Genomic DNA, 14,693 nt, shown 5'->3' on the forward strand with positions numbered 1-14,693 from the left:
TAACCAATGCCCAATTTCCAATTCACTAAAAAAGTGATACAATTAGAGATTGTGAGTTTTTATAAAAATCACCTAAGAGGAGAACAGTATGAAAAGAACACTAGGCGGTACTAGCCGTAAGAGAAAAAGAACCTCTGGTTTTCGCGCCAGAATGCGGACACCAGATGGTAGAAACGTGATTAGAGCTAGGAGAAAAAAGGGCCGTCACCGTTTGAGCGTTTAGGGCATATTTAAGCTAAAAGAGTATCTGTGGCTTTGCCTAAAGCAAATCGGCTAAAATCCCGCAAGGATTTTCAGGCAGTTTTCCGGGAAGGAATTCGGCGTAATGGCTCTTATTTAACATTGAGAGCCTTAAAGCCGTTGTCTTCAAGAAAACCTTCTTTGGACACTGCCACTCAGACTACACAACCAATTGACTCACTGCATATTTCCAGCATACGCATTGGCATTTCTATAAGCACAAAAGTCAGCAAAAGGGCAGTGGTTCGCAACCGAATCAAACGGCAAATTACTTCTGCTTTATATGGTTTGCTGCCCAAATTATCACCAGGATGGCGATTAGTGTTTATTGTCAAACCTACAGCAGCAGAATCTAAGTGCGTAAGCCCACAATTTCTGCAAGAATTAGAGCAGTTGTTGGCACAAGCTGAGGTGTTCGATGGGAATTCGTGAAGATGTTTATTATGAAGGTGGCCCCCACATTGGGGATCTAATTGTCAACCTGCTAATTGGGCTAACCATTGTCGGGATACCATTAACAGTAGGGGCAATTGTCAGAGCATTGTGGCTGCGTTTCCGCATCACCGATCGCCGAGTTACCGTGATCGGAGGTTGGCAGGGGCGCGATCGCACTGACATAATTTACTCAGAAATTGTCAAAGTTGTCACAATCCCCCGTGGCATTGGCTTGTGGGGAGATATGGTACTAACCCTAAAAAACGGCAGTCGTCTCGAATTACGTGCAATTCCCAAATTTCGGGAAGTCTATGACTACATTAATGAAAGAATTGCTGCGAAAAATCCCGAATATACGGTAGCTGCTAATAAGTGATGGGAGTAGGGAATAGGGAATGCCGAATTTGCTCAGATAAAATACAAAATTCAGAACTTCGCACTTACCAAAAAATACATACCACTCCCTACTCCCCTACTTTTGGCATGTGCGGCTATCCGTAGCTAAGGGTAGTCGCACATAATTTATGATTTAGATAAATTAGATTCAGTCAGTTTACAGTACCTCAGGTTGAATTCAGAATAATGGATTTTGGTATCGGCTTTCTCTCGAACAACGTGATGCTGCCAATCATAGATTTCTTCTATGGTATTGTGCCTAGCTACGGATTGGCGATCGTTGCTTTGACATTGATAGTCCGCTTCGCGCTCTATCCCCTGAGTGCTGGCTCAATTCGCAATATGCGGAAGATGCGAATTGTACAACCTCTGATGCAGAAGCGGATGGCAGAAATTAAAGAGCGCTATAAGGATGAACCGCAAAAGCAGCAGGAGGAAATGGTCAATGTCCAAAAAGAATTTGGCAACCCCTTAGCAGGCTGTTTTCCCTTATTAGTGCAAATGCCGGTTTTATTAGCGCTGTTTGCCACTTTGCGGGGTTCACCTTTTGCAAGTGCAAACTACAGCGTTAACCTGCAAATCGTTCCCGCAGAACAAATCGAGCAAATTCAACCGCAAGCCTTTGCTACTGCTCCTCAAAATATTTATATTGCAGATGGGGAACACGTTAAAGTAGCTGCAATCCTTCCCAGTGGTAACAAACTAGCTGTGGGAGAACAAACTAAGATCCAATATCAGACTGTTGAGGGCAAACCATTTCAGGTACTTTTAGCAGAACACCCAGAAAATAAGCTAACTCCTGATTGGAAAATAACCAAAGGCGAAGATCGGATAAAAATTGATGCTGATGGCAATGTAGAAGCCTTGCAGCCAGGAGAAGTTAGCATTCAAGGAACAATTCCTGGACTAGCAGCAGAAAAAGGCTTCCTATTCATTGATGCTTTAGGCAGAGTTGGCGCACAAGATGCAGATGGCACAATCCACTGGGATATTGTCGCCATGATCGTCTTCTTTGGAATCAGCCTTTATGTTAGCCAAATGCTTTCTGGGCAGAATTCCAGTGGTGGCAATCCGCAGCAAGATACAGTTAACAAAATCACTCCAGTTATCTTTTCTGGGATGTTTTTGTTCTTCCCCCTACCAGCCGGGGTGCTGATGTATATGGTGATTGGTAACATTTTCCAAACTGCACAAACTTATCTTCTCTCCCGCGAACCTCTACCAGAAGAACTGCAAAAAATTGTAGAAACTCAGGAGAAAGAAGCAACAGTCGTCGAACAAAAAGCATTGCCTTTTGAACCGAAAAGTTCTAAGAAAAAGGCCACAGGGGGATCATGAGCAACATTTCGATGCAGCGAGGTCAGCAGTGGTTAAAAACCCTGCTGGAACTCACTGGAGTACCTGCTGAGATTCAGGGTCATTTAGAAACTACCCAATCTCAAGACAGCGATTCCCCAGAACCAGATAATTACTGGTTGACAATCGATCAAACTAATTTGACGACAGAACAAATTCAGGTATTAATTGGTACTGATGGTTCTGTGCTAGATGCGATTCAGTATCTAGCAAATTCGGTTTTAAACCTGAGCCAACCCCCAGAGGAACAAGCCTCTTACACTATTGAGTTGAATGGCTACCGGGTCAAAAGAGAAGCCGAAATTCGCGCATTAGCAGAAGCAGCAGCCGATGAAGTGCGCTTTTCTGGTAGAGAAGTGGAAATCAAATCTCTCAGTTCTGCTGAAAGGCGACAAATCCATACCTTCTTGAAGGAATTTGGAGATTTGGAAACCTTCAGTCGCGGTAAAGAACCGCATCGTCATCTGGTTGTGCGACCAGCTTCGCTGGAAGAAGTTAGGGGTTAGGAGAGACGCGATTAATCGCGTCTGTACAGGGGTTAGGAGTTAATTGAAAGTTCAATATAATTTCAAAATTTCTCTTGTTCCTAAAAAGCTAAAATAAAAATGTAGTATCAGTATTATTGCTGGTAATGACCATTAATTTTCGTGAGGATGTCTCACAAATCCTATGGACGCAATTTATATTCCGCAGCTAACTAAAGCCCCGGAGCGGACAGAGGAAGTTCAAGTTGAGGAATTTCTGCCTGGTCTGGAAACGTTAACACCAGTTCGCGGTCATGTGCGCGTGCAGCATCATGGCACTTACCTGGAAGTATCTGCTCAGGCAGAAACAATTATTACTTGTACCTGCAATCGCTGCTTGCAGCAATATAATCGCCGCTTAGGGCTTGATACCAAAGAAATCATCTGGTTAGACGAAGCTGCAAATCAAGTAAATGACTTGCCCCTAGAAAGGGAAGTGATTATGGAAGAGTTGCTTGAAACCCTGCCACCCGATGGTCATTTTTATCCCAACGAATGGCTGTATGAGCAGATGTGTTTGGCAGTACCTCAGCGCCAATTATGCGATCGCAATTGTCCAGGTATTCCTGTAAGTAGTACTGTTGATACTCCTGATAATCCTGGAACGCCAGTTGATAACCGTTGGGCATCTCTGGAAGCACTGAAAAAGCAACTTCCGGGACAATAATTTGGTAATTCGTCAGACTGAAATCTGCGCTTACACCAACTAAGCCTGTCTACACAGGCTTATTGTTTTATATTTTATTAAATACTTCTGGTAGAAGTTGATAGTCATATTCCTATCTAAAAGATATCAAAAATTGTTGTATTTTATCACTTACTAAAACTAATACCGATTCTGTATGAAGATGCGCTAAAACACCAATAAACCCCAAATGTTTAGCAGTCTGTTTGAGAATAGCGTTATCTTGACTTGTGCATAGTTGCTGAAGAGAAAAGCAATATTGTATTGTTCTTGCTGGTTACTCATTGGCTTTCTGAACCAAGAAAGTTGTACATTGCGTTCAAGAGAAACTAACTAATAACAGCTATATATGAACTTCCGTGAAGAGTTTAAACTGCTGCTACGCGCCCGCTACCCCTTAATTTATATTCCCACTTATGAAGAGGAGCGGGTAGAAGCAGCTATCCGGGAAGAAGCAAACAACCAGGGTAATCGCCCAGTGTATACTTGGGATTTTGTCGATGGCTACCAGGGAAACCCTAATGATGTTGGGTTTGGGCGACGTAACCCCCTGCAAGCTTTAGAATTTATCGAAAAATTACCAGCTTCCGCGCCAGCAGTTTTGATTCTCCGAGATTATCATCGCTTTTTAGATGATGTAGCGATCGCTCGCAAACTCCGCAACCTCGCCCGACTCCTCAAGTCGCAACCAAAAAATATTGTCCTATTGTCGCCACGCATCGCCATTCCTGACGATTTAACCGAAGTTCTGACAGTCGTCGAGTTTCCCTTACCTGCCGCCCCAGAAATTAAAACTGAGGTAGAACGCTTACTACAAAGTACTGGTAATTCACTTTCTGGCCAAGTTTTAGATGACTTGGTGCGTTCTTGTCAAGGGCTTTCGATGGAACGGATTCGTCGGGTTTTAGCAAAGGCGATCGCTACCCACGGCGAATTGCAACCAGAAGACGTGGATCTCGTTTTGGAAGAAAAGCGCCAAACTATACGCCAAACCCAAATCCTGGACTTCTACCCCGCCACTGAGCAAATTTCTGATATTGGTGGACTCGATAATCTCAAAGACTGGCTGATCCGTCGGGGAGGATCATTTACTGATAAGGCGCGACAGTACGGATTACCGCACCCCCGTGGTTTAATGTTGGTGGGTATTCAGGGAACTGGTAAATCGTTAACGGCAAAAGCGATCGCTCACCACTGGCATTTACCCTTACTACGTCTGGATGTGGGAAGATTATTTGGTGGTTTGGTGGGTGAATCAGAATCTCGAACTCGGCAAATGATCCAAGTAGCTGAAGCTCTCGCGCCCTGTATTTTGTGGATTGATGAAATAGATAAAGCCTTTGCTGGAGTTGGTAGCAAAGGTGATGCAGGAACAGCCAGCCGTGTGTTTGGTACTTTTATTAACTGGCTAGCCGAAAAAAGCTCACCTGTTTTTGTCGTCGCCACTGCCAACGACATCCAAGCCCTACCGCCGGAAATGCTGCGTAAAGGGCGATTTGATGAAATTTTCTTTGTGGGATTGCCCACCCAAGAAGAGAGAAAAGCAATTTATGATGTTCATTTATCCCGATTGCGTCCCCATAACTTGAAAAGTTATGACATCGAAAGGTTAGCTTATGAAACGCCTGATTTTTCCGGGGCAGAGATTGAGCAAACTTTAATTGAAGCGATGCATATTGGATTTAGCCAAAACCGTGACTTTGCTACTGACGATATTTTAGAAGCAGCAAGTCAGATTATCCCCTTGGCGCGAACTGCTGTAGAGCAAATTCAGCAACTTCAAGAATGGGCGGCGGCTGGGAGAGCGCGTTTAGCATCGAAACATAATCCTTTAAGCGAACGCCTCCGGCGCACTACGTGAACGCTTCAACAGTCGCTACAATAATCAGTTAGTTAATAATTGCTTAGTCAATGGTCAACAGTGAATCATGAATTACTATTGACTATTGACTATTGACCACTGGCGATCGGGTTTTAACTATGTTGTCTGGCTTAACAAAATTTATACTTGGGATTTTCTTAGCGATCGCTGTCCTAATAGGTGGCGGCGCTGCAATTGCACTTTATTTTATGAATCGCACCGGCATACCCCCTGCCAAACCTGTTTATTCCAACGATAGCCCCTCGGTGAAAGCCCAAGCTCCAAAAGGAACTGAGCCTGGAGCAGCTAAACCCAGCCTGACACCTGGGACATCTACTAAATCGTCTCCAAGCTCAAGCCCTACTCCCACAGCATCACCAAAGGCTACCCCATCACCAAAAGCATTGCCATCAGGAGCTTACCGAGGGCGTGTTAGTTGGGCTGAAGGCTTGAGTTTGCGATCGCAACCAAATCTAGAGGCTGAAAAAATTGGTGGGGTTGCTTTTAATCAAAAAATTATTATTTTGGAAGAAAGCAAGGATAAAGGTTGGCAAAAGATCCGTTTGGAAGATAGCGAACAAGAAGGTTGGGTGAAAGCAGGTAATACGGAAAAAGTTGATGAACAAAAGCCTGAAAAACCAGAGGATACACAAAAAACAGAGCAATAAAAATTCCATAAATTTTGTTGCTCTGGAACCGTGATGGCTCTTTTAATTTTTCTCCCTTGTTTCTCCCTTGTTCAGAGCAGTTTCCCTACCTCCTGCTTGTTCTGAAAATTACTTGTAAAGAATCATACAAATAACAAACATGACACAGAGAAAACAGTATAATCTTGTATGGTCATAACTTGAAAAAAAGCAAGTGAAAACAGGGGTAGATAGCTATTTAACCAAGCTTGCCTCAGTCTATGAGGCATCTGAAAGCGTCAAGGTTGTTCCTACCGTAGCTAATTTCAAATTTTTGAATTGGAAAAAGTTATCTAGCGGTGCGGCGATGCGTCTTTTGTCTGCGGCAATAATTACGGGGCTTCTGAGTATCGCAGGGCAATCTTTAGCACTTCAAAAAATCGGAAGTAATGGGCCGGATGTTACCAGTAGCCAGAGGTGTTTAAAAAAGTTAGGCTACTTTAACGGCCCAGTGAGTGGTAAGTTTGCTAGTCTGACTCAAAACGCTGTCATTAAATTTCAGCAAGCGAACAGAATACCTGCTGATGGGGTTGTAGGTATTAATACGCAACAAGCCTTGCAGCGCTCATGTCAAAGTAGAACTTCTAGTGGCGCATCGCTTAGGCGCAGCACAACCCAGGCATCGCCAAGTGGTCAATATCCTGTTCTCTCCCAAGGCAAGACTGGTGCAGCCGTCACAAGGTTACAACAGCGTTTGCGACAGTTAGGCTACTTGAATGCTAATGCCACTGGGACTTTTGGCCCAATGACCAGAGATGCTGTGATCAAATTCCAGCGAAATTATCGCATAGCTGCTAACGGAATTGTAAATCGACAAACTTGGAATGCACTACTAGGTTCGTCTCCGACTCAGACCAGATCAAGTCTCACAACTCAACAAGTCAGAGAACTACAAGGGCGCTTGCAGCAGCTAGGTTATTTTAATACTAGTCCTACTGGGAAGATTGGCCCGATGACTAGAGATGCTGTGATCAAATTCCAGCGAAATTATCGTCTTCCGGTTAACGGCATTGCCAATGCTCAAGTTTTAGATGCAGTGCGTAGAGTCTCAACTGGTGGATCTATTACTCAACAACCGAGCAGAGATTATCTGACTATAGGCGATCGCGGAGATAATGTCGCATTAGTTCAAGAGCGTTTATCGCAGTTGGGTTTCTCTAATACCAATCCTGATGGATTTTTCAGTGATTACACCAGAGCATCTGTGATTTCATTCCAGCAATATTCTCGAATTAATGCTACCGGAAATGTAGATTGGCAAACTTGGCAAGCATTAGGATTGGATAGCTCAACTGGGGGCAATTATACTGAGGCTAATGGCTCTGTATTACCTGAAACTCGCTATCTAGTACCTGTTAATACTGGCTATGCTACACCTGAAAATAATCGCTATGTATTACCTCCTGCCAATGCCTATGCTGTACCTGGGACTAATGGCAACACATTAGTTGCTAGTAATCCTTACAGAGTAATAGTGCCAATTTCGAATAACGATACTCTGAGTAAGGTGCAACAATATATACCCAATGCGGTTACAGAGCAATCCCATCTAGGAGATTATGTGAATGCTGGGGCATTTAGCGATCGCGCACAAGCCGAAACTCTAACCAAAATGCTTCGCTCCTATGGTCTGGATGCACGGGTAAAATTCAATTGAAGAAGAATAAAGAATTCAGAATTCAGAATTCAGAATTAGGCGGGAATTCGGCCCATTTATCCGCCTGACTCCTGAATTCTTCCTGTTAAATTGACAAACTCAACTGCGAACCTTCTTGAGTTTTATTCACCTCAATTCTGGCTTGGAAAGCTTCTTTGAGGTGGGGCATGTGGGTGACAGTGAGGATGCAGGCGAAATCGGAGGCGATCGCATTAATCGCTGCAATCAAGCGATCGCATCCTTCGGCATCCTGTGTACCAAAACCCTCATCCACAATCAACAATTGCAACGCCGCCCCTGCCCGTTGCGCTAATAATTTTGCCAGAGCTAAACGGATGGCAAAGTTAATTCTAAAGGCTTCTCCACCAGAATAAGTTTCATAAGATCGCGTTCCTCTAGAATCGGCGATTAAAATATCTAGAGTGTCTATCAGCTTGGCATTTTTCTTGGTTGATTTAGCACTGCGCCCAGCTTTTTGAGTAATAAATTGTACATGAAACTGATTTCCACTCAGCCGCGAAAGTAGTTGATTTGTCTCGGCTTCTAGTTGTGGTAACACATTCTCAATCATCAGTGCTTGGATGCCATTTTTACCAAAAGCTTGCGCTAATTCTTGGTAAACACGATATTCCTGCTTGCAAGATTGTAATTGCTGCTGCTGTTGTTCATACTGAATTTGCAGCGTTTCCAGTTGATGCGCCAGCTGTTCTAAACGCCCCAACTTGGCTATTTGCTCATCGAGTTGCCGTCTGCGGATTGCTAACTGCTGCTCTAAAGCTTGAATTTGGGCAGATGGGTTAGCTGTTGCTTGTAGTTGCTGGATAATGCTTTCGATTTGTCCGCCAAGTTTTTGCCGCTCCGTTACTCTGGCGCTTCTGGATTCCTCTAACTCTTGCAATCTCGTCTGGAGTTGTGGATATTGCTGCTGGGCTGATAGCAGTTGTTGATACCGCAAATGCCAAGATTGAGCTTGGCGAACAGCCACACGTAAACTATTGTGCTGCTCGGAACTGTAGCCAATTTCGGTAATGTGACGTTCAAGAGCCGCAATTTGTTTAGCACATTCAGAATCAGTCTGATCCTGCTGGATTCTGACTTGTAATTGAGCAATTTGGGATTGTAATTCTGGTTTTCGGGCTAATAGTTGCGCTTGTCGCTTAGTAGCATCTTTAATCTGCCCTTGTTTAATTTCTGCCCATCGCCACCGCTCAACTTCGCTGCGGGCGAGGGCGTGGTCTTGTTCATTATAATTAGCTTGTTGCAGATATTGGTCTAACTGCCGGAGTTCAGCTTGCTTATCGGGAGCATAATCACCAGCTTGGAGCGATCGCTCTAAATGCTGTTTTTCGGCAGCAATTTGTTGTAACTGTTGTTGGACATCAGTTGTGGCTTCTAACTGTGCCGCTAACTGTCCCCGTTGTTCGCGTAAACCATCATAAATCGCCAATTGTTGAGAAATTTCTCGATATTCCTGCCTAAGTACCTGAATTTCTCTGTCAGATACAGCCATTTGTTCCCGGACTACCCAAAACTGCCCTTGGGTATCCTCTAACTCAGCCTGGGTTTTTTCCACCACTCGGCTCCAGTGATGTTCATCTAAAGGGCGTTCGCATAATGGACAAAGTGCTTCAGGATTTTGCAGCATTTGCAATTTCTGCTCTAATTCTCCCAATAGCTTTTCATAGTCCCGTTGATGAGCTTGCAGACGTTCGATAAAGTGTCGCCTTTCATGCCCTTTTTCCTGCACTCGTTGCAGATAAACCCGCTTTTTCTCCAGTTCCTCAATTTGGATTGCCACATCCATCACTGCTTGTTGCAGTTGCGGTTGGCGGTGCTGCTGGCGTTGCAATTGGTTCTCAGTACTTTGCAATTGTTCGAGTCGCGCTACTAAACCAGCATGAGTGCGATCGAGTTGGCTTTGTAAAGTTGCTCGTTGTTGCAACAACGGAGTCACTTGCATTTGCAGTTGATCTAAACGAGCAACATGGTGGCGGGCTGCGGTTAATTGTGCCAAAGCAGCTTCGACTTCACCCGATTTAGTTAGAGTTTGTTGAATATCTCGCTCTTGTTGCTGCAAAGCTTCTAACTGCGCTTGGGCTTGTTGCAGTTGCCGTTCGATTTCGTGAATTTGTTTGGTAAGCTGTTGTTGCTTTTGTTGGCGAGTCTGCCCAGCGCGGGTGTATTCTTCAAATTTGGCAGCAAAGGCTTCTTCTTGAGATTGGAGACTTTGATATTGGGCGTACCCAGCTTTAATCTCAGCTTCTTGGTGTAATATTTTTTCTAAATCTGACAACTGAGAGCCAATAGCTGATTGTTCTTGTTGGAGGCGATCGCAATCTTGGGTAAGATTTTGGTATTGCTGCTTTACAAAACTAAGTTGTTGTTCCCAATTTTGGCGCTGATGCTGGACAACTTGCAAACTTTGTAATTGAATATTATCAAAGGCTTGTACCTGTTGCAGTTGGTTGAGTTCAGCTTCTAACTCGACTCTTTGCGCTTGGGTTGTCTCCCGTTGTTGCAGCTGAATTTTGATCGACTCCAAAGAACGCTCTAACTCTACTGCCTGTGCTTTAAACTGACGAGAAGATTCCTTAGCCCGTTCTTCCAAATCATCATACTGATTGAGTTTCAACAACTCCGCTAAAATTTCTTTGCGTTCCGTGGGGCGCTTGAGCATGAACTCATCTGCACGACCTTGACGTAAGTAGGCAGAATTAATAAATGTATCGTAATCGAGCTTGATATGTTCTAAAATCAAATCTTGGGTTGCTCTTACCCCTTTACCAGTAAGTGAGCGAAACCCAGATGGGATTTCTATTTGAAATTCAAGAACGCTACTACCTCCCCGAATTCGGGTACGAATCACCCGATATTTTTGCTGGTTACTTTGGAAAGTAAAATCAACCCGAACTTCTTTAGCGCCAGAATAGATGACATCATCTTCAGCAGTGGCGCGGCTTTCACCCCAAATTGCCCAAGTGATTGCTTCCAGAAGCGAAGATTTACCCGCACCATTGGAACCCGAAATACAAGCCGTATGCAAACCACGAAAATCTAAAGTTGCATCACGGTAACTAAGAAAGTTTTTGAGGATAAGTTGTACTGGGATCATTCACGCTATAGCGCCACATCTACTTTTAATAATTAACAGTACAGATGCACTGTTTGTTAGTTTAGCTATCTAGATATCAGGTTTCTAGTCTTGAAGACATCAATTTTACAAAAATTAATAATAACAAGAGCAAATTTCTCTTGTTGGATGAAAAATTTTTGCTATTTTCGGAGAAAAATGAAACTTCCGTGGAGAGCGATCGTTATTTCTCCCTGTCGTCTGCGGTGAAAATATTATAATAACTGTGGCGAATTTTCGAAAGACGATGAGCGATCGCACCAAAAACAATCTTAAGCATCAAGTCTAATTTTGACTTATTTACAAGCTAAAGGGAATGTATGCGAAAGAGGAACTTCTAACCTGACTGAAAAATATTGGTTGCTCACACCTTACTATTAAGAACATAAATTTACCAATCAACTGATGATCGAGGAACGAGAAAGAGCCGATAACGATTCGCCGTGGAAAGAAATCTTAGAAGCCTACTTTCCCCAAGCAATGCAGTTTTTCTTCCCCCAAACAGCAGCATTAATTAATTGGGAACGTCCCCATGAGTTTCTCGATAAGGAATTTCAACAAATAGCACGGGACGCTGAACTTGGTAGAAGATATGCAGATAAGTTAGTCAAAGTCTGGCAAATTCAAGGAGAGGAAATTTGGCTGTTGATTCATGTCGAAGTTCAGGCTAAACCGGAAGATACCTTTGCTCAAAGGATGTTTTCTTACAACCTGCGAATTTTTGACAAATTTGCTCAACCAGCCATTAGCCTAGCAATTTTGTGTGATGCTGACTCTACTTGGAGACCAAATCAATACAGTTACAATTATCCCGATTGTGGTCTGTATTTTAGATTTGGAACTATCAAACTGCTGGATTATCAACAACAATGGACAGAGTTAGAGAATAGCGATAATCCGTTTGCAACGGTGGTAATGGCACATTTGAAAACCCAGCAAACTAGTAAACAGCCAGGAGAACGTAAAAATTGGAAATTTAGCTTAATTCGGCGACTATATGAACAAGGGCTACAAGAAAGGGATATTCGCAACCTCTATCGTTTTATCGATTGGGTTATGATTTTACCAAAAGCGTTAGAAGCAGAATTTTGGCAAGAATTTAAGTTATTCGAGCAGGAGCGTACCATGAGTTACATCACTACAGGCGAGCGCATTGGCTACGAGCGAGGAAAGGAAGAAGGAAAACAGGAAGGAAAACAGGAAGGTGAGCAAGCACTTGTCTTACGACAGCTACAAAAACGGGTAGGAGAGTTACCCGACGAAGTTCGGGAACTAATTCAAAGTCTTTCTCTAGAACAGTTGGAAGCACTGGGTGAGGCTTTGTTAGATTTTAGTGCGATCGCTGATTTGCTCAATTGGCTACAAGCTCATCAAACAGTTTAGTGCGATCGCACCTTTCATTGATTTATGAAGAGTAGTCCACACTATTCCCCACATCATGAGTGGGGTTCTCCAAGCAATACAATTGAGCATTTCAATTCTCGAATTAACTGCGTTGTCACTTCGCTGACGGCTAATCCGCCGGCTGTGCGATAACGAACGGAACGCAACACCGCCAAATCAAACGCCTGAGCCTCCCGAATTATCACTCCAGCAACATCATCACCCCTGATTGTTTGGATATTTGTATTCACTTCTAATTGGCTTTTAGAGGTAATATCAGACAATTGAGATACAAAGTTTTCTACTCGAGTCTGAGGTGTTTTGCGATCGCATACGTGTAACAGCACAACTTCAGCCTGATTAACATCAGCTAAAATTTGGGCCAACCTTAAAGCACCGATGGTTTGGCGTGTTAAGTCTCCAACTGGTACAAGAATTCTTTGGATTGTTTTAGGACTGCTCAAGAGGCGTGTTACTGCTACTGGACAGTGAGAAGACCAGAAAACGCTATCAATTACACTACCAAATAAGCGGGCACGCAAACCTGTTGTCCGCGACCAGCCCATCACTACTAAGCTAGCGTTTTGTTCTCGACTGGCACGGCTAATTCCCAATGCTGCATCATCATCAATCCGAATTGCTGGCGATACTTCTACCTCAAATTCTTGACTGATTTCTTTAGCTAAATTCAATCTTTCTCGACTTTGATCAAGTGCTGTTACCAACTGCGGGTCATCCATCTGAATATGCGCTCTAGTAATAGCTAATGGCACAATCCTTCCAGATTCATGACTAGCCAATAGTGCTGCCATTTCTATTAGATAGCGCTGGGTTTGGGGGTTGTATATTGGCACTACTACCGTAAATGGATTTTGATTCTTTTGTACTAGCTTACTTTCATTAGCTTGCCACCAAGTTGTTAAACTATCTGTTCCCAAATCTGACTGAGAAAGCTGTAATGAAGAAGCGACTCGTGATGTAATTACTGGGCCCAAAATAGCTGTCACCAGCATCAGGACAATCACACTGTTTAAGACAGCTTCACTGATTAAGCGTTCACCAGCAGGATTTACAGTTTGATAAGCAACCAAGGTTGCTGCTAGTGTGGCTGCTACTTGTGGTAGTGACAATGACCACATTGTTAGCATTTCTACTGTGTTGTAGCGATAGAATAATTTGGCTAAGAATGCTGCTAGAAATTTGCTACCAATCAAAGCTACTACAATTACCAGAGTTAGCCAAATTGAACTGAGGGTTTTGATAAATGCAGGAATATTGATCAATAATCCCATGTCCACAAAGAAACAAGGGATAAATAAAACACTACCAATAAACTCTATTTTCTCTTTGACTGGGCTACGTCCCAGAACGTCATTGACAGCTAAACCGGCTAAAAAAGCACCAACAATTTTTTCAACTCCAATTACCTGCGCTCCAACAGATGCCAAAAATAATGCTAGTAATATAAATAAAAACTGGTTACTTTGTTCATCCCCAGAGCGGCGAAAAAACTCTTTTCCTGCCCAGTCAAAGCCAAACAGCACAACAGTAGCATAAATTGCTAATCCACCTAACAAAGTCGCTAAACTTAAGGCGGAGAATTCCCCTCCATGAATTCCAACACAAATCGCTAATACTAGCAAAGCACCTGTATCAGTAAAAATTGTGGCACCAATTGTAACGGTTACAGCTTCATTAGTTACCACTCCCAAACGACTCACAATTGGATATGCTAAAAGAGTATGAGAGGCAAGCAAAGAGCCAATTAAGACAGAAGCATTCCAACTAAAATTGAATAGTCTTCCTGTAGCAATGCCAGCAATTAGTGGAACTAAAAATGTTAAAGTGCCGAAGCCAATTGAACGATTTCTTGTTTTACGAAACTGCTCTAAGTCAATTTCTAAACCTGCCACGAACATCAAATAAAGTTTGCCGATATCGGAGAGCAGATTGATAGTTTCAGACTCAGGGTTTAACAACTTTAGTCCATTTTGTCCTAATAATATACCTGCAACTAACAACCCCACTAATCCAGGTAGTCTTAGCCGCTCAAATATAGGGGGTACAGTAAAGATTACTGTTAGTAGAATTGTAAATGCAACGATAGGGCTGTCTGTTAACGAATTCAGTGCCATGTCTAAATAATTAAGACTAAATAGAAAACATACAATAGCTCTAAGAAAATTTACTTAAAACTTTTCTATAATTCAGTTTTATTGGTTACAAAAAGCTAAATCGTTAACAGCATAAATGTTGCGATCGCAATCACGACTCTACCTAAAGAAGGGGTTGTCTACATCTACAGGTTTAAATCAGAATGAAATTTATAGTAAAGAAAAG

General features: G+C 42.9%; 12 protein-coding genes. 10 read left to right on the forward strand and 2 right to left on the reverse strand.

What is annotated here, in order from left to right:
* Nucleotides 1-88: 88 nt before the first annotated feature.
* The 9 genes from rpmH to H6G86_RS08255 all read left to right on the forward strand — a co-directional run bounded on the left by rpmH (nt 89) and on the right by H6G86_RS08255 (nt 7,840).
* Nucleotides 89-223, forward strand: a complete 135-nt coding sequence (gene rpmH, locus H6G86_RS08215; protein WP_012408291.1) for a 50S ribosomal protein L34 — start codon at nt 89-91, stop codon at nt 221-223.
* A gap of 26 nt (nt 224-249) precedes the next feature.
* On the forward strand, nt 250-672 hold the full coding sequence (gene rnpA, locus H6G86_RS08220) for a ribonuclease P protein component (RefSeq protein ID WP_190933899.1): 423 nt from the start codon (nt 250-252) through the stop codon (nt 670-672).
* Entirely contained in the window at nt 659-1,051 is a 393-nt protein-coding gene (locus H6G86_RS08225) for a PH domain-containing protein (protein ID WP_190933900.1), read from the forward strand. The genes rnpA and H6G86_RS08225 overlap by 14 nt, the downstream gene beginning before the upstream one ends.
* 206 nt (nt 1,052-1,257) lie before the next feature.
* Nucleotides 1,258-2,409 carry a membrane protein insertase YidC gene (yidC, locus tag H6G86_RS08230; protein ID WP_190933901.1) on the forward strand — a complete coding sequence of 384 codons (1,152 nt, stop codon included), beginning with the start codon at nt 1,258-1,260 and terminating at the stop codon, nt 2,407-2,409.
* Nucleotides 2,406-2,933, forward strand: coding sequence for a Jag family protein (locus H6G86_RS08235; protein ID WP_190933902.1), 528 nt, complete (start codon nt 2,406-2,408; stop codon nt 2,931-2,933). Before yidC ends, H6G86_RS08235 begins: the two co-directional genes overlap by 4 nt.
* A 163-nt stretch (nt 2,934-3,096) precedes the next feature.
* Nucleotides 3,097-3,618 (forward strand): YceD family protein, encoded by a 522-nt coding sequence (locus tag H6G86_RS08240; protein WP_114081018.1) that lies wholly within the window; start codon nt 3,097-3,099, stop codon nt 3,616-3,618.
* Between the two features lie 367 nt (nt 3,619-3,985).
* Nucleotides 3,986-5,497, forward strand: coding sequence for a Ycf46 family AAA ATPase (locus H6G86_RS08245; protein ID WP_190933903.1), 1,512 nt, complete (start codon nt 3,986-3,988; stop codon nt 5,495-5,497).
* Between the two features lie 119 nt (nt 5,498-5,616).
* The gene (locus H6G86_RS08250; protein ID WP_190933985.1) at nt 5,617-6,165 is read left to right on the forward strand and encodes an SH3 domain-containing protein; all 549 of its coding nucleotides are present in this window, start codon (nt 5,617-5,619) and stop codon (nt 6,163-6,165) included.
* A 193-nt stretch (nt 6,166-6,358) separates the two neighbouring features.
* On the forward strand, nt 6,359-7,840 hold the full coding sequence (locus H6G86_RS08255; RefSeq protein WP_313930720.1) for a peptidoglycan-binding domain-containing protein: 1,482 nt from the start codon (nt 6,359-6,361) through the stop codon (nt 7,838-7,840).
* A gap of 85 nt (nt 7,841-7,925) precedes the next feature.
* Here the strand turns inward: H6G86_RS08255 and sbcC are convergent, their stop codons facing one another.
* On the reverse strand, nt 7,926-10,952 hold the full coding sequence (sbcC, locus tag H6G86_RS08260) for an exonuclease subunit SbcC (protein ID WP_190933904.1): 3,027 nt from the start codon (nt 10,950-10,952) through the stop codon (nt 7,926-7,928).
* Nucleotides 10,953-11,375: 423 nt separating this feature from the next.
* On the opposite strand from sbcC, the gene H6G86_RS08265 reads away from it, so the two are divergent.
* A complete protein-coding gene (locus H6G86_RS08265) occupies nt 11,376-12,353 on the forward strand; it encodes a DUF4351 domain-containing protein (protein ID WP_190933905.1) in 978 nt (325 codons plus the stop codon).
* A 53-nt stretch (nt 12,354-12,406) separates the two neighbouring features.
* On the opposite strand, the gene H6G86_RS08270 is transcribed toward H6G86_RS08265, so the two are convergent.
* Nucleotides 12,407-14,488, reverse strand: a complete 2,082-nt coding sequence (locus H6G86_RS08270) for a cation:proton antiporter domain-containing protein (protein WP_190933906.1) — start codon at nt 14,486-14,488, stop codon at nt 12,407-12,409.
* Between the last annotated feature and the right edge of the window lie 205 nt (nt 14,489-14,693).

Origin of the sequence: Nostoc sp. FACHB-133, from assembly GCF_014698055.1 — a bacterium.
GTDB lineage: Bacteria > Cyanobacteriota > Cyanobacteriia > Cyanobacteriales > Nostocaceae > Nostoc.